Raw genomic sequence first — 15,495 nt, forward strand, 5'->3', positions numbered from 1 at the left:
GGATAGTATTTTAATGGTTACTGGAACTTATATGCTATGGAAAGTCCTAGATTAAAAGATTGAATTTTGACATCGTAATTACTATTTATCAAAAGGGTATCCGTAGTCGTGTTTACATCTGTTATCGTTGCAAAACCACCACTGAATGTAAAGGTTGGCATCAGGGCAAAATGTTTACCTAAATCGGTTTTAAGACCGATCCCGAATTCATATCCAACACCAATACCAGATTCAGAACTTCTGCTGAAACTTTGTGCTACAGCATCATCCGGTGAGCTAATAGTAATACCGGGATTGCTAACTACCATTGGGCCAACACCAACACGGGGAAAGAGACTAAATTTCTTATAGATATTGATTTTGTAAGCTGCTCCTACTAAAAGAGAGTAAACGTTCCAATCTTCTGTGCTACCAGAAAAATTGGATCCTGGATTGTCTGCATTAAATTCTTCGATTAGGTTTCCAATTTTAGTATCAAAAGTTTGATATCTAAAAGTACCTGTAAGCGTTACTTTATTGTTTAAAAAATAACCTCCAAATAAGTCCAGTTTGTTTCCGTTATCAGCAAAACCAGCATCTGGATTACTAATATCCGTATCTCCAAAATCACCTAGACTAAAAGATGTACCATAAGATGCACCGATATAAAATTTAGCATCTTGACCTGTTTGGGCAAAAATGGGACTGAGACTTGCTACAAATAAAAGTACGATAAAAAGTGTCTTCATATTTTTAGTTTTTATAATTAGTTTTTCTGTTTCTTTCTGGTGTGGAGAGACTTAAAGTTTTCAAGCCCCTCTTCACTGTCCATCAAAAAATCAATTCATTTTTTTTTGTTTTCGGGGGCAAAAGTAGCATTGCTTATAGAGCGGGTTTATGAAAAGAAAGTGAAGGGGCTAAAATGTTGACTGAAACGTCTTTAATACCAAATAAACATTAAAACAACCTATAATGTTTGTTTCTTTTTAGCTCTTATTTCAATATAAAACATGTGCTCAGCTTGACTGGGCATATAACCATAACGAATGCTCAATGTCATTAAGTTAAGGCAGTAATGTCAGTCTGAGCGCAGTCGAAGACCAATTGGAGTTCTAGTTTTATTAGCATTTCGACTGCGCTCAATGTGACAAAAAGGGGCAAATTTCCTTAACTTAATGACATTGAACGAATGCTATGCTTAGATTTTCTATTTTATCTGATCTAAAAATAATTCAAAATAATTACGGTTATTTTGAAATTCATTTGGTATAATATATCTTAAAGGAAAAGATCCGCAACCTTAACAACCCCGTTTAGTCTGTCTGTTGCTGTTGGTGGGATTTCGAATAGAGGAAAAGGTTTTCCAACTTTTAATAAGAAGAAAGCAAAAGTTAGAGAAATGAACCTTAATAGTCTTATTAATAATAGTAATTATAAAATTGGACAATAGGTCTGTATAGTTTACCCTCTTTGTGACCAAAGCCAAATTATACCAATTATAAAAACTGAGAAGATTACTAGGTATATGGTTTCTCTATACTTATAACCCTATGGGATATGAGTTCAAGAGTATTATGTAAACTACGTTAGACTTAATGAATAAATTGAAATAACCAAATTAACCAGAGAAATAGCCACTAATGTAACCGATATTTTTGCTTAAAAGCTTACTCTTTAAATTTGAGGGTAAGTTCTTTGATTTTTCCTCCTCGAAGAACTTGTAGTTTAAAGAGTTTTTGATTAAAAAAACTTTCTTGTTTGCTATTTAAAGTTTCTGACGATACTTCAGAGAGTTGCTTGAAAGCTTTTACTGTAAGCGGAAAGTCATTAACCGATATGATTATGTCTCCGCCTACTATCATATCCTGTCCGCCAACAATCACTTTTTCAAAACCCTCTTTTAATCCCGCATAGTAAGCAGGCGAAAATTGCACAACAGATTCTACAAGCAGGCCTCCATTAATGGGTACATTAAGAATCCAAGCCGCTTTCTCATCCAGAAAATACCCATTGATACCTGTCCAGCGTCTATTAACATCTACAACCACTTTTTTTGCCAAATTAACTGTAGCTGCAAAACCTATGCCTTGGAACCCACCAGATTCAGAGATTATATAGCTCGATATACCAATAACTTCACCTTTTAGGTTAAACATTGGTCCACCCGAATTTCCTTGATTAATTGAAGCGTCCGTTTGGAAAAATTCGTTTAAAATAAAACCTGATGTTCTTACTTTCTGATCTTTTTTACCACTTATATAGCCTACCGATAATGAATGTTCAAACCCATAAGGCGCTCCAACAACAATAACTTGTTCACCAATAACCGTTTCGTCAGAATTGCCAAGACTTGCAATGGTGTATTCTTTAGGCATCCATATAAGTTTGATAAGTGCTAAATCTGGCATTGGTGCAGAGCGAATAACTTTAGCAGGTATTTCTTCTCCGTTTAAAAAACGAACTGTTATTTTTTCGGCGTCATTTACCACATGTGCTGCCGTGAGAATCTCACCTCCCCCAGAAATTAATACCCCAGAACCAATGCCTTGATCGTTTGCCATTTGATGGTCTTCTTTTAACACTTTAGATTCTGTTAATATTGTTACTACCGAAGCGTCTACTTTTTTGTAGAGTTCTGCTATATTTTGAGAGTAAAGATTAAATGCTATCAGGTTTAAGAATATAAGTATTATTGGTTTTTTCATCATTTGAAAGTTTAATTCATCCATTTTTTTAATTGAGGGGCCTTTACTTTACTCACAACTATTTGTTCTTTTGGTTTAGGTTCCACATTCAAAATCAACTTTCCGTTAAAGTACAATTGTAAGTTTTCAATCGCTTCTCGCCGAACTATAAATTGTCTATTGGCCCTGAAGAATTGATTAGGGTTTAATTCTATTTCTATATCTTCTAATTTTCCATCAATGGTATATGTTTTTCTATCAAAGGAAATGGCTTTAACAATTCCGGTATCAATTGTGAAATAAGCGATATCATCAACAGGTAATGGAATCAATGTATCGCGTTGTTGAACCAAATATGTCGATTTATATGATTTTTTTTCAGTATTGAGTATTTGGAATATTTTCTGAAATTGTTCATTCACGGGAACAATTTGCCTTGTAGATTTGTATTTATCCAGTGCTTCTTTTAATTCCCCCTCATCAATAGGTTTTAGCAAGTAGTCGATACTGTTCACTTTAAAGGCTTTGATAGCATATTCGTCATAAGCAGTAGTAAATATTACAGGAACGGTAACCTGAACTTTATCAAAGACTTCGAATGATATACCGTCTGCTAAATGAATGTCAAAAAACGCTAATTCAATATTGTTTTCTTTCGAAAAAAAATCTACTGTCCCAGAAACTGTATCGATAACTTTATCAACTTGAATTGAGGAATCTGCTTCTGATAAAAGATACTTTAAGTTTTCTGCAGCTGTTTTTTCGTCTTCAATAATTACTACTTTCATATCATTGGTATTTTAACTGTAAAGTGTACATCGTCCTTTGAAATTTCGATACCTCCATTCATGTTCAATTTAAATCGGGTATTTAAGTTACTCAGGCCAGTATTGGTACTTTCTATGTGTCCGGTTCTTTTTTGTAATTTATTCTTGACAACTAAACGGTCATTCTCATCAAACACATCAACTAGTAAAGGCTTATTATCTGAAATTTCATTATGCTTCACCGCGTTTTCCATAAGCAGTTGTAAAGCCAAAGTTGGAATCTTCTTTTGAAGTAACTTTTCGTCTATATGAATGTTTACATTAAAATTATCACGATACCGTTGTTTTATAAGATGGATATAGCTGTCTAAAAACCTCAGCTCTTCCTTTATTGTTACTAAATCCTGATCTTTGCTTTGCAATATATATCTGTATAGGAAGGACAGCTTGTTAATAAACTTTCCCGCTTCTTTTTGGTCTTCTCTTACCAACAAACTCAGAGAATTAAGTGAATTAAATAAAAAATGAGGATTGACCTGATTTTTTAATGCGGCTAATTCACTCTGTAAGCTTTGCTGTTTTAATTGTTCTTTTTCAATAGCATCTAGCTTTGATTGATTGATTAACTTAATTGCTCTAACAATTACCAATAGCATAAGTAAAACAAAGGAATAAACGAATGCGTTAAATTGAGGATTAATGGTGTATAGATTAATATTGATAACCAAATCATTTATCAATTTAAATAACAGCATCCATACCGAAATGATGATAAGGTTTATAGCAATTGAGGCTAAAAATTGATACTTAACATTAAATTTTTGCAACCATTGCAAGTTGAATTTGAGTACTACATAACAAAATATAAACAACAACAAAAACCTTAAAATCGTGTCTTCGACAGACACTTCCAACAAATCAATAATCTCCTTACCTTCACCACCAAACAAGAAAATAATTCTTGGTACGTTAACCAAAAACGAGAAACTAATGGATATTAAAAGTATGAGTCTATTTTTATTCATTTGATTAAAAATTACCAATGAGCAAGCCCTTAAATTTAAGGCTTCTAACTTTTATTGTTCCTTTTTTCTTTTATTTTTTGTACTATTTCCTCTTGAGTTTCTTCGTATATTTCATACTGAGCATTTGAAAGTATGTCCTTGATTTCCTTTTTCTTATTTTCAAGAATAGATTTATACTCTCTATACTTGGCCAGTCTGCCTTTGTTATTTTCTTTTAATTTCATCATCTGCTTTCCATACTTTTTTGTGATTTCTTCAAATTTTGGTTTTTGCTCTTCAGATAAATCTAATTTTTCAAAATAGGTGGCGAGCTGTGTTTCCATTTGAGCTTTTTGTTCCTCCCATAATTCCCTTTCTTGAGCCACTGCAGTTGTTCCTATTAATACTACTACTGCCAAAACTAATACATGCTTAATTGTCTTCATCTTTTTACTGTTTTTAAATGATTATGAAACAAAAGTATAGTCACAAGCTAAACTGCATGAGAGTTTTTAAGGTGAAACATCCAAAGTTGAAAGTGAAGTGTCTAAATTTTAAAGTGTGTTATAATTCCTGTTTTACTTTTTTTGATTTGAGCTTTAGAGCATTTATATTGTCACTCACCTTTTTCTCCACAACTTTAGCATATACTTGTGTAGTTGAAATTCTGGAATGACCTAAAAGTTTTGAAACTGTTTCAATTGGAACTCCATTAGTCAAAAGGTCATTATTTTCTACTCATTAAGCGAGTTTATACCTTGTTCATTTAGCTTTTTAATTCCTTCTTTCATTGCTTTTACTTTTTCTGGTTCATGTCCTTGCCATATAGTAACCTCTCCAACAACCCTGAACGGTTGTGTAGAACGATACGATTTAGATGGATTTCCTGGGAATTTTTGGTCAGTAAGGTCTGGGTCATCTTCAATTTCTCCTGTTGGCTCGACCAAATAAATTCTTTCCCTTTCTTTTCCGTAAGCTAGTTCTGCCCCCCAAATTGCTGCATCTAATGTGGCTGTTAAAAAAATGTATTTTGCATTCTTTCTCTGTCCAAAATTAGAGTTGTAACCTACTTTAATTAAATCCCCGATTTTCAAATCTGCTTTTGTACCGTGAAAGTATGTTTGCTTAAAAGGTGTCGCTATTTGCTTCATTGAATTTTTATACATTTTTATCATTTTAAAAATAAGATACTGTTAGTATTGTACTAGTTAACTAAAGCATTACAGTTACTATCTTATAATTACTTTTTATTGTTAATTTGACATGTAGTCTTATTCATTACATCTATCGCTTTTGAAAAATAACTCTGAAGAATTTTTTTTTCGTCATTAGAAAATGATGAAATCAAATTTTCAGTTTCTTTTCTGAATTCCCTGTAGAGCGGTTCAAATAATTTCATTATTTTTTCAGAATTAGGTACCACAAAAACTTTACGTCTATCATCCTTTGCGTGTTCTCTTTTAACTAATTTTTTCTTTTCAAACCTGTCAATTAAAGCTGTCACAGAACCTGAAGTTAGCCCAGTTAATATTGAAATCTCTCCTGCTGTCATTTTCCCTTTTTTCATTATAAAGCCAAGGTATTTATGGTCTGTTCCTGTAAGTCCCGCTTTTCTACCTATAGTCTCGTGCATCTGAAGAGATGTAAAAGCATACATCTCACTCAATTTTCTAATTTCAAAAGCTAAATCATCCATTATAATTTATTTTGATTATCAAATATCTTGACGACAAAGATAAAAAAAGATGAATTCTTATACAAATGGCATATTTATTACTAAATATGCCACTGATAGGACGTGTATTACTACTTGAAAAGTTCTGTTTATTTTTAAATATTAATGATTATAGTTATAAATTAATTCCACTATACCGGATTCATGACCTTTGGCACTTATTAATTTTAATTTTTTTCTGTCTTTAATATTTTTAAAAAGTGGTTTTCCTTCTCCTAAAATGATTGGACAAATGGCTAATCTAAATTCATCTATTAAGTTTAGATTCAATAATGATGTAATAAGGTTAGCTCCTCCATAAAGCCAAATATTTTTTCCTTGCTCCTTTTTAATATTATTAATTTGCTTTTCAATATCTGAATTGATTACTATAGGGTTTCCCTCAAATATTGATTTACTTTTTGAAAAAACATATTTCAATTTTTTATCCATTTCACTATAAAAATTCTTTTCAAAATCACTACTTTCTTGTGACGGTTTATATGTACCCCATGAGTCGTAAGTAATTCTGCCATACAAAACCGTATCTATATCTTTAATAAAATTATTGAGTACTATTCCAGTTTCTTCTGTAAAGGTTAGCCAATCTATCTCTCCATTTGGGCCTTCAATAAAACCATCCAATGATACCGCTAGGTTTAAAATTATTTTTCGCATATTATAAATTTTAATAAATAATTAAAGGCAATAATACCCAATAGTATTTAATGAAAATTGAATAGATACGACATGAATAAAAAAAGACTATGCTTCTTTCCATTCGTTAGCCTCACCAATAGTATAGAAATATTCTTTGGGTGTATATCCCGCAAACTCCTTAAATTCCCTAATGAAATGGGATTGATCAGTATAACCCGAATTTAAGGCTATTTGAGTTAATTTTAAATTGGGATTACCGTAGTATTTTAATGATTCTTGAAAACGTATTATTCTTGAATACAGTTTTGGACTGTAGCCTGTGAAGTATTTGAAATTACGTTCAAACTGACGTCTTGATAAAAAGTTACTATCAGCTAACGATCCAATATCTACCTGACCATTTGCCTTGATGATGTATTTAATAGATTCTAAAATTACTGATTGGGCCGCTTTGGCTTTTAATAGTTTATCTTCGAGAAATGACGTTATTATTCCCATTCTTTCATTTGTGCTTTTTGCTAACATCATTTTTTCTTCCAAACCATTTTCTTGTTTACCAAATAATGTTTTAATGTCTATCATTTCATTTTTTAATTCAGTTGCCGGAATTGAAAGAAGCAAAGACATTGTATAAGGATATAGATACACCCCAAAAAGACCAAAATCTTGAGAAGTTGTCAGTCTTTTTACTTTTAGAGATTGTGCGTCTAATCCTGACGTAAATATGGTTTGGGATTTATTATGGGAATCTAATATGCTGAAATTTCCTTTATAGTGAAATATCAATTCTGCAGCACCATCTGCCATAATACGATGTCTATATGGCTGAATTTGTGAAGCCTCCCCTTCAAATACCCAAAACGACCTAACATAATTAGATAAGGATTTTGATGGAAGTTTTTTTTGATATTTCATCTAAAGCGTGATTTTTCACACTAAAGATAAACCATTTAGTATTAATTTTCATGACGCCTACTAATATTCTACAGCTTCAATACCTTGCCTTTTCAGTTTTGCTAAACTGTCTTTTATCGGTTTGAGTTGTTCTTGAAAATTATCTTGCCAAATAATTTCTGCCATTTAAATTGTTAGCTATTTATTCTTCTTCAGGTATCAATTGTGGGTTATGATCTTGAATTTCCGACATCATTAAATCCACTATTTGCGAACCTAAACCTTTCCCTCTAAACTGTTTTTCTCCAATCAGAAAAGTTAAATATTGTGTCCTTACCAATATTCGTGTCGTTTTGTGCCCCTAATATTAAAGAAAATAACAGCAGTAGTAATTTAATATTTTTCATTTTTAATAGGTTTAACTTTTTACTTATTTGGCGATTGCAATTTTTGGTTGTAGATATAAGATACTGCTAATATTGCTCCTACTATTATCGGCATTACAATATAACTGATGTTTTTGTCTACAACAATATGACTTATTACTGCAAAAATTAGATTAAATGTCAAGCCTGCATACGCCCATTCCCTCAATTTTTCGGGTAATTTGGGGAACATCAATACTGTTGCTCCCAATATTTTACAGATGATTAATGTGTAAGCAAAATAATCAGGGTAACCCAACGGTTTTGTCCCCGCGTTAAAGTATTCGTGGGCGAATAAAAGTGTACCTAAAGGCATCACGGCCTCCATTAAGAAAATGATAGAGGTTGCCACCCAAAAGATGATTTTAATTTTTTTACTCATGACTCAAAATATTAATGTTTTTGTATTCGAAAATCTATTGCTCTACTTTTTCAATGAAACTAATAATTCGTCTAGTTTTTCAAGTGTGGCCATCATTCCTTCCCTCATTCCCATATTAATAATGGTTTCGAGATCGTTTAAAGAATTGTAAGTGACTACTGTTGTAACTATTGTGTTCTCGCCCTTGTCGTTAAATGCTACATACCATTTTGCTTTTGGCAAATCTTGGTTGATTGTTCCTTCACTATCACAGAAAGCATCCGAAGTTCGATAATGGTCAATTGGGTCGATGTCATAATATTCAGTATATCCCCAATGCTCATTTCCTTCTGGGTCAACCATTGCGTAATGCCAATGCCCTCCGTTCTTGAACTCCATTGATTTGGTTTTTGTAGTAAACGGTTTGGGTGCAAACCATTGATTTAGCAATTCTTCTTTAGTGTAGCAATCCCAAACAAGTTGGCGTTCTGCTGCAAATTCACGTTTGATTGTTAATGTGTTGTTTTCCTTATCTGGAAGGAAATCGAACTGTAATTTTTTCATTTTTTTAAATTTTAATTATTTCTTACTAAAAGAAGCTTTAGGTTTATCATACTTAATAGTTATTTAAAATGATTGTCTATGTTTTCTTGTTTTTAATGGTAGGTAAAAAGTTATCAAGATTTTCAAAAGCCATTGTAAGTCCTTCTTTAAAGCCCATATCAATCATTGCTTTAATATCTTCGAGCTTATCATGTTTTAAAGTGATATTTACCAATGTAATACCATTATTTTCTGTGAAATTGTTCGTCCATAAAGAACGTGGCTTAATGGTGTTCTCTTTTCCATTTTCATCACAAAAGGCATCTAACCAAGACAGTAGTTTTTCTGTTTCAATAACTTTGTAATCAGCTTTGCACCACATTTTTTCGTCTTGTGGACTAACCATTGCATAAAGCCACATTCCTCCAACTCTTAAATCCAAAGACTTTGTTTCAATATGATAGGGTTTTGGTGCCCACCACTCATTTAACAATTCAGCTTTTGTCCAAGCTTGCCAAACCAAATCAAGATTAGCATCAAATTCTCGTTTTATGTGAATGGTTTTGTTTTCTTTATCTACGGAAAAATCGAATAATAAATTACTGTTCATTTTTTTTGTTTTTTTAGTTTAGATAATACGTTGTCCAATTGATCAAATCGGTTTTCCCAAATCTTTCTGAATTGCTCCAACCATGTATCGATTTCTTTCATTTTATCAATTTTAATTTGGTAATGAATTTCGCGACCTTGTTGGTTGGCTTCTATTAAATCACATTCATTTAATATTTGAATGTGTTTTGAAATTGTTGGTCTTGCTACATCAAAATTATTAGCAATTGCACCGGCTGTCATAGTTTGAGTAGCTAACAATACTAATATTGAGCGTCGTGTAGGGTCTGCAATAGCTTGAAAAATATCTCGTCTTAATTTCATGTGTTAAAGTTTATTTTTTTCAACTGTCACATGTAACATCATTTTCAAATATTCTATTTAATAAAGAATATACAAGTATAGATGTTTCATATTATGAAGTTATTTGACTACAAATATATATGAAGCCATTTAACTACGCAAATATTTTAACATTTTTATCCAACAAATTTTTGAGTTTGCCTGGTTAGAATTAAATTTCTCTTTTAGCACTTGCCTATCATCGCTTACTTTTTCTCAACCACCTTGGCGTAAATTTGGGTCGTGGAGACCCTGGAGTGTCCCAAAAGTTTTGGTCTGTTCTTTGAGACAAATTTTAAAGCAAAAACTTAATGAACCCAAAATAAAACTACGATTAAGCTCCCCTTTTACTAAAATTTCACACTTTTTTTACAATTGAAAAAAGATCTACACTGGCAAAATGATATAATTTTGAAATAAAAACCAATCTAATGAACCTGTCGTATCAAAAGAAAAATTTTTTAAATGGCCTATTGAGTATTCTTCCTTACGTCTTAATAGTGCTGACCTTAAACAATTGCAAATCCTATAAAGAAAGCAATTATATGCAAACATCTTCAGGTTTACAATATCGCATTCTCAAAAAAGGAACTGGAAAAAAAGCCGTAAAAGGACAAAAAGTACTTGTTCATGAAACTATGTCTTACCGTAACGACTCCCTTTTGTTCGATTCACGCACGCTACCCGACCCTGTCTGGATAAAGATTGGAGCAAGTCAAGCAATTGATGGTGTTGATGAAGCCCTTGTTGGCATGAAAATAGGAGAAATAAAAAAGCTTATTGTTCCTCCTAAATTGAGCAAAAGAAGTGGTGAACACAAATTTCCTCATCCAGATTCTATATTAGTCTATAAAGTAGAGCTCATTGATATTTTAAAATAATAAAAGGAGAACCATCGTGTTCTCCTTTTATTATCATTTTACCTCTTTTAAGCCCGCGTTTACTTCTATTTTTTTCTCAAAATTTGCATCTCATCGCTTACTTTTTTCTCAACCACCTTGGCGTAAATTTGGGGTGTGGAGACCCTGGAGTGTTCCAAAAGTTTTGAAACGGTTTCTATAGGAACTCCATTACTTAAAGTCACAATAGTTGTAAACGTATGGCGTGCTAAATGAAACGTGAGGTTCTTTTTTATCTCGCAGGGATCTGCGATTTCCTTGAGGTATGTGTTCAGTTTTTGATTGGACATATTAGATTTGTGTCATCTATATATTTAATCATTAGTGTCCGACTAAAGACATAAGACCGCTTCGCTATTGGAACCAAGAACAAAGACTTGATTGTAACTAACAGACAAACAGAGACACCACTATTGTTTTACTTCCAAGAACCTAAATATTTCTTGATAGCTTTAACTTGTATTTAAAGCAAGGTGTCTAATCTGTAATGCTTTTACTTTTATTGATGGGCTTCTTTATTATAGTCTATAGTTTTTATCGGACAGCAATAATATTTAATCTATCATCAGTAAGCTGCAATTCATTATCATGATCTAAGGCTAATACTATGAAATAGTGTACCATAACCTTCTACCAATACCACCAAGTTGCTTACTCATTTATGGTTAGACTTTTTCGCGCCACCTTTCTTCTTTTTTTTACGTCCCCACCAAATTAAAAAACCTGTTATGGGTAAACTGGCAGTAATTAAACTCAAACAAAAAGCGAGTATTTTACCAGGTAAACCTAAAATACTACCAATGTGAATATCATAGTTTATAAAATTAATTTTTTCACCATTATTTTTATCCTTCCATGAAATGGTTTTTAATAATTTTCCAGTGTATTGATCGAAATGCAAAATAATATCGTTAAAACGAGAGGGATACTTTACAAATACTGTTTGTGTAGTAGTAGAATCTTTAGGAATAGAAATAAAGTATCGTTTAGCTTTAGGATGCTTTTTTAAAGTCTGTTGGTATACAAAGTCCAAAGGTTTATTAATAGCATAGGTACTACTACTCGATTCTATATTAAGTTTTGTTCGTTCAATAGTTTCCCCTCCATTAGCAACCCATTGTACACTATTATCAAACCAATCAAACGCCCATACCAAACCTGTTAGAGCAATAATGAGTACCAAAAACATACTATAAAAACCTAATATATTATGTAAATCGTAGTTTTTACGTTTCCATTTAGTAGTGCTTTTCCACCTAAACCAAAAACGTTGTTTGGCAGCACTTTTGTTTTTTGGCCACCAGAGTATAAGTCCCGTAATCAGTGATATAACAAAAATAATGGTTGCAATACCGACTATAGGCTGTCCAATTGGAGTGGTTAATAATAAACTCCAATGCAACCACATAACAACTCTAAAAAATTCAAACTCACTTTTTTTTATTTTAAGAATTTCTCCAGAGTAAGGGTTTACAAAAGCATCCTTTCTGTTTTCTATACCTTCCCAATACCACACTTTGTTTTTTACAGGCTTATCAATAAACGACCTAAATATATATGAGCGGTCTTTTTTGTTAGAAATACTAATACTATTAATAGGGTTGCTTTTTCCTAGTGCGTCTTGTGCCTTTGTCAATAATTCACTAATTGGTATTACACCTGATGCTCGTTCCTTTACCTTATAATGATCTGCATAAACCAATGGTCTTAACTCTTCTTCAAAAACATATAAGCAACCTGTAACACCTAATATAAAAACAATAATACCAGAACTTAAACCTAACCACAAATGAATTTTTCTTATCGTTTTTTTTAGTTTCATATACATGTTGTATGATGTGAAAACACCCTTATTTTTTTTTGAATAAGGGTGAAATCAACTTAATTATTTAGAAAATAAAATGATTAAAATTTATATGCTACAGATAATCTCCAGTTAGTTCCTGGCATAGAAATATAACTGATTTCTTGGTCTGTACCACTCACTCCAGAATTATTTCTTACGGTTCCTATATAGTTAAAATTGTCTGTAATATTATCCACATTTAAAGCAAAACTTAGCTTGTTTACCTTGTAATATAGAGCTGCATTTAAACTTTTAAAATCGTCTAACTTTCCATCTTCTTCAGAAGGATCCAGTTTAGACGTAAAGACATAACGATCTTTCTGTAAAGACCCCCCAAGTCCTAAACCAAAACCATTTAGTGTGCCTTGCGTAAATTGATATTTTAACCAGGTATTAAAATGGTGCAGTGGACCTTGTTGGCGTGTACCCACAATTAAAGGGTTAGTGTCTTCTGTAATTTTAGCATCGATATAAGCATAATTGGCAACAATGTTTAAGTTGTCTGTTATAGAACCTAATACATCAACCTCTACACCTTTGCTTTGTATTTGCCCACGCTGTATGTTAAACCCTGGATTGTCAGGGTCTGTGGTTAATGCATTGTTTTTAGTGATATTAAAAACTGCAACTTGAGTAAATAGTTTTTTATCAAACCATTCTTTTTTAACACCTAATTCAATATTATTCCCTCGTAAAGGCTCAAAACGATTACCATTAACGTCGGTACTAGATTGAGCTACAAACGATTGATCATAAAGAAAGTATACAGATGTGTTTTCTATAGGCTGTATAATCACACCAGCTCTTGGTGTAAAAGCATCATCTTTCATCACTTTTCCTCGTCCACCATTTTCATAATGTGTAAATCTACCTCCTAAGGTTACCTGTAACCATTCATTAAATTTTATATTATCCTGAATCGTTATAGCTTCCCAAAGTATTTCACTAGGATTTCCCAACAAAATATCTTCTTCATTTAACAAGGCATCAATTTCGGTGCTTAAACCATATACAGGATTATTAACATCTATAGGCAATACATCACTTGCTTGTGCATATGCGCTTTTAGAAGTTCCTAAACCACCATCAAAGCCTATTAATAGTTTATGTTCTAGTTTTGCAGTTTTTACATTACCGTTCAAAAATACTTGAGCTGTATTGGTTTTATCCTCACCAGCTAAATAACGATAGTTTCTAGCCAACATTCCGTTGTCGTCTATACCTGGTGTTGTAGAAGCATAAAATAAGGTCCCTTCACGATTACCAAAAGAAGTTCCTATTTGAGCCGTTAGATTCCAATTATTGGATAATTGATGTTGTAAGTTAACAAAACCAAAATTAGAATTAAAGGTATAAGGGTCTTGAGTTGGGTCTTCCAGCATAAAATTTCGAGGTAAAAATTGACCGTTTTTAGTAGGTAAATTATTAAATGTACCATTTACTACCGCATGGTCGTAATTATATTCTAATGTTAAAGAAGTTTTTTCATTAAAATCATAACGAATTACCGGAGCTACAGAAAAACGATTGTTAATTCCGTTATCTAAATAAGTGCCTGAATTTTGATTCATAACATTTAAACGGTAATTAAGCTTTTTATCTTTCCCCACAGTACCTCCAACATCTAAAGCTGTTCTAAATAAACCGTAGCTACCTGTACTAAGTGTAATTCCTGCATGTTGTTTTCCTAAAGGTTTTTTAGTTACCACATTATACATTCCACCGGGTTCTCCCTGTGCCAACATAAAACCTGCTGGACCTTTTATAAACTCTACGCTTTCAACGTAACTCATATCCTCCTGTAACGCATTAAAGTATCCTGGACTCATACCATTTCTTAGTCTATTTCTTGTAGCTCTGCTACCACGAATACTAAAATCGGTGTACACCCCTACATAAGGAAATAAGTTAGTAACACCACTAACATTTCTTGAAACATCTGTAATGGTAAATATTTGTTGGTCCTCCATAATAGCACCATCAATAGCAATAATACTTTGTGGAGTTTCAATAATAGGTGTTTGAATACGAAGTGATTTTGATACTTTTTCTACCTTGTACTGTTTTCGATTCCCAGTTAAAACCACTTCTTGCAAAGCTTCACTTGTTTCACTTAATGTAAAGTTCACTTTAGTATTGTTGTTTGCAATAATCGTTATTGGTTTACTTTGTTGCTTTAAACCTATAGAACTTGTTAAAATAATATATTCGCCCTCAGGTACAGAAAAACTAAAAAAACCATTTTCGTCTGTTGTAGTTCCTATTCGAGTTCCTTTTAAGAGTACCGAAACAAAAGAAGCTGCATTGCCCTCCACTGTAGTAATTTTTCCTGAAACCTGTCCTTTTTCAGCATGGTTTTGTATATGTATGGTATTGCCACGTATGCGGTAGTATATTTGGTGTTGTACAAACAACTCATTAAGTACTTCTCGCAAAGGTTCTTTACTATAACTTTTTTTAATAAGTCTATCTGTTTTAAACGATGTTGGAGAATAAGAAAATGTACAACCTACTTGTTCTTCTATTTTTGTTAGTGCACTAGCCAAAGTTTCATTATTAAATGTTAAAGAAACTTCTTTGCCTAAGAGCGTGTTTTGTGCATTGGTATTTTGGGATGTAAATCCTATTAAAAGAATTATACTTAGTTTTAATACATAGGTATAATATGTATTGATTCTGTAATATTTCATATTTTTGTAAAAAATGTTAATTTAATTTTGTGTTGAATGACATTCATTCCCAGTATGTAGTTTGGACACGGCATACTG

Annotated in this window: 17 protein-coding genes and 2 pseudogenes; 1 reads left to right on the forward strand and 18 read right to left on the reverse strand. The window is 32.3% G+C overall.

What is annotated here, in order from left to right; genetic code table 11:
• Nucleotides 1–17: 17 nt before the first annotated feature.
• The 15 genes and pseudogenes from PQO00_RS13050 to PQO00_RS13120 all read right to left on the reverse strand — a co-directional run bounded on the left by PQO00_RS13050 (nucleotide 18) and on the right by PQO00_RS13120 (nucleotide 9,964).
• Nucleotides 18–728 (reverse strand): outer membrane beta-barrel protein, encoded by a 711-nt coding sequence (locus PQO00_RS13050; protein ID WP_274185291.1) that lies wholly within the window; start codon nucleotides 726–728, stop codon nucleotides 18–20.
• A gap of 918 nt (nucleotides 729–1,646) precedes the next feature.
• Entirely contained in the window at nucleotides 1,647–2,684 is a 1,038-nt protein-coding gene (locus PQO00_RS13055) for a S1C family serine protease (RefSeq protein ID WP_274185292.1), read from the reverse strand.
• An 11-nt stretch (nucleotides 2,685–2,695) separates the two neighbouring features.
• Entirely contained in the window at nucleotides 2,696–3,451 is a 756-nt protein-coding gene (locus PQO00_RS13060; RefSeq protein ID WP_274185293.1) for a LytTR family DNA-binding domain-containing protein, read from the reverse strand.
• Nucleotides 3,448–4,455 carry a sensor histidine kinase gene (locus PQO00_RS13065; RefSeq protein WP_274185294.1) on the reverse strand — a complete coding sequence of 336 codons (1,008 nt, stop codon included), beginning with the start codon at nucleotides 4,453–4,455 and terminating at the stop codon, nucleotides 3,448–3,450. The genes PQO00_RS13060 and PQO00_RS13065 overlap by 4 nt, the downstream gene beginning before the upstream one ends.
• 44 nt (nucleotides 4,456–4,499) lie before the next feature.
• On the reverse strand, nucleotides 4,500–4,880 hold the full coding sequence (locus tag PQO00_RS13070) for a hypothetical protein (RefSeq protein WP_274185295.1): 381 nt from the start codon (nucleotides 4,878–4,880) through the stop codon (nucleotides 4,500–4,502).
• A gap of 118 nt (nucleotides 4,881–4,998) precedes the next feature.
• Nucleotides 4,999–5,154: pseudogene (locus PQO00_RS13075) on the reverse strand (site-specific integrase); the annotation flags it as partial.
• A gap of 14 nt (nucleotides 5,155–5,168) precedes the next feature.
• Nucleotides 5,169–5,600, reverse strand: coding sequence for an NAD(+)--rifampin ADP-ribosyltransferase (gene arr, locus PQO00_RS13080; protein ID WP_274185296.1), 432 nt, complete (start codon nucleotides 5,598–5,600; stop codon nucleotides 5,169–5,171).
• Nucleotides 5,601–5,674: 74 nt separating this feature from the next.
• Entirely contained in the window at nucleotides 5,675–6,130 is a 456-nt protein-coding gene (locus PQO00_RS13085; protein ID WP_274185297.1) for a MarR family winged helix-turn-helix transcriptional regulator, read from the reverse strand.
• A gap of 141 nt (nucleotides 6,131–6,271) precedes the next feature.
• On the reverse strand, nucleotides 6,272–6,826 hold the full coding sequence (locus PQO00_RS13090; RefSeq protein ID WP_274185298.1) for a dihydrofolate reductase family protein: 555 nt from the start codon (nucleotides 6,824–6,826) through the stop codon (nucleotides 6,272–6,274).
• 87 nt (nucleotides 6,827–6,913) lie between these two features.
• Nucleotides 6,914–7,723, reverse strand: a complete 810-nt coding sequence (locus tag PQO00_RS13095; RefSeq protein ID WP_274185299.1) for an AraC family transcriptional regulator — start codon at nucleotides 7,721–7,723, stop codon at nucleotides 6,914–6,916.
• Between the two features lie 181 nt (nucleotides 7,724–7,904).
• On the reverse strand, nucleotides 7,905–8,042 hold the full coding sequence (locus tag PQO00_RS13100; protein WP_274185300.1) for a hypothetical protein: 138 nt from the start codon (nucleotides 8,040–8,042) through the stop codon (nucleotides 7,905–7,907).
• 86 nt (nucleotides 8,043–8,128) lie between these two features.
• On the reverse strand, nucleotides 8,129–8,509 hold the full coding sequence (locus PQO00_RS13105; RefSeq protein ID WP_274185301.1) for a DoxX family protein: 381 nt from the start codon (nucleotides 8,507–8,509) through the stop codon (nucleotides 8,129–8,131).
• A 42-nt stretch (nucleotides 8,510–8,551) separates the two neighbouring features.
• On the reverse strand, nucleotides 8,552–9,052 hold the full coding sequence (locus tag PQO00_RS13110) for an SRPBCC domain-containing protein (RefSeq protein WP_274185302.1): 501 nt from the start codon (nucleotides 9,050–9,052) through the stop codon (nucleotides 8,552–8,554).
• A 76-nt stretch (nucleotides 9,053–9,128) separates the two neighbouring features.
• The gene (locus PQO00_RS13115; RefSeq protein ID WP_274185303.1) at nucleotides 9,129–9,641 is read right to left on the reverse strand and encodes an SRPBCC domain-containing protein; all 513 of its coding nucleotides are present in this window, start codon (nucleotides 9,639–9,641) and stop codon (nucleotides 9,129–9,131) included.
• The gene (locus tag PQO00_RS13120; RefSeq protein ID WP_274185304.1) at nucleotides 9,638–9,964 is read right to left on the reverse strand and encodes a helix-turn-helix transcriptional regulator; all 327 of its coding nucleotides are present in this window, start codon (nucleotides 9,962–9,964) and stop codon (nucleotides 9,638–9,640) included. Before PQO00_RS13120 ends, PQO00_RS13115 begins: the two co-directional genes overlap by 4 nt.
• A 449-nt stretch (nucleotides 9,965–10,413) precedes the next feature.
• Here PQO00_RS13120 and PQO00_RS13125 point away from each other — a divergent pair, with 449 nt between their 5' ends.
• Entirely contained in the window at nucleotides 10,414–10,863 is a 450-nt protein-coding gene (locus PQO00_RS13125; protein WP_274185305.1) for an FKBP-type peptidyl-prolyl cis-trans isomerase, read from the forward strand.
• A 65-nt stretch (nucleotides 10,864–10,928) separates the two neighbouring features.
• Here PQO00_RS13125 and PQO00_RS13130 read toward each other — a convergent pair.
• The 3 genes and pseudogenes from PQO00_RS13130 to PQO00_RS13140 form a co-directional block, all read right to left on the reverse strand.
• Nucleotides 10,929–11,171, reverse strand: a pseudogene (locus PQO00_RS13130) (tyrosine-type recombinase/integrase); the annotation flags it as partial.
• A gap of 365 nt (nucleotides 11,172–11,536) precedes the next feature.
• Nucleotides 11,537–12,703 carry a PepSY domain-containing protein gene (locus PQO00_RS13135; RefSeq protein ID WP_274185306.1) on the reverse strand — a complete coding sequence of 389 codons (1,167 nt, stop codon included), beginning with the start codon at nucleotides 12,701–12,703 and terminating at the stop codon, nucleotides 11,537–11,539.
• A gap of 83 nt (nucleotides 12,704–12,786) precedes the next feature.
• The gene (locus PQO00_RS13140) at nucleotides 12,787–15,417 is read right to left on the reverse strand and encodes a TonB-dependent siderophore receptor (RefSeq protein WP_274185307.1); all 2,631 of its coding nucleotides are present in this window, start codon (nucleotides 15,415–15,417) and stop codon (nucleotides 12,787–12,789) included.
• Between the last annotated feature and the right edge of the window lie 78 nt (nucleotides 15,418–15,495).

Origin of the sequence: Flavivirga sp. 57AJ16, from assembly GCF_028736925.1 — a bacterium.
Taxonomy (GTDB): Bacteria; Bacteroidota; Bacteroidia; order Flavobacteriales; family Flavobacteriaceae; genus Flavivirga.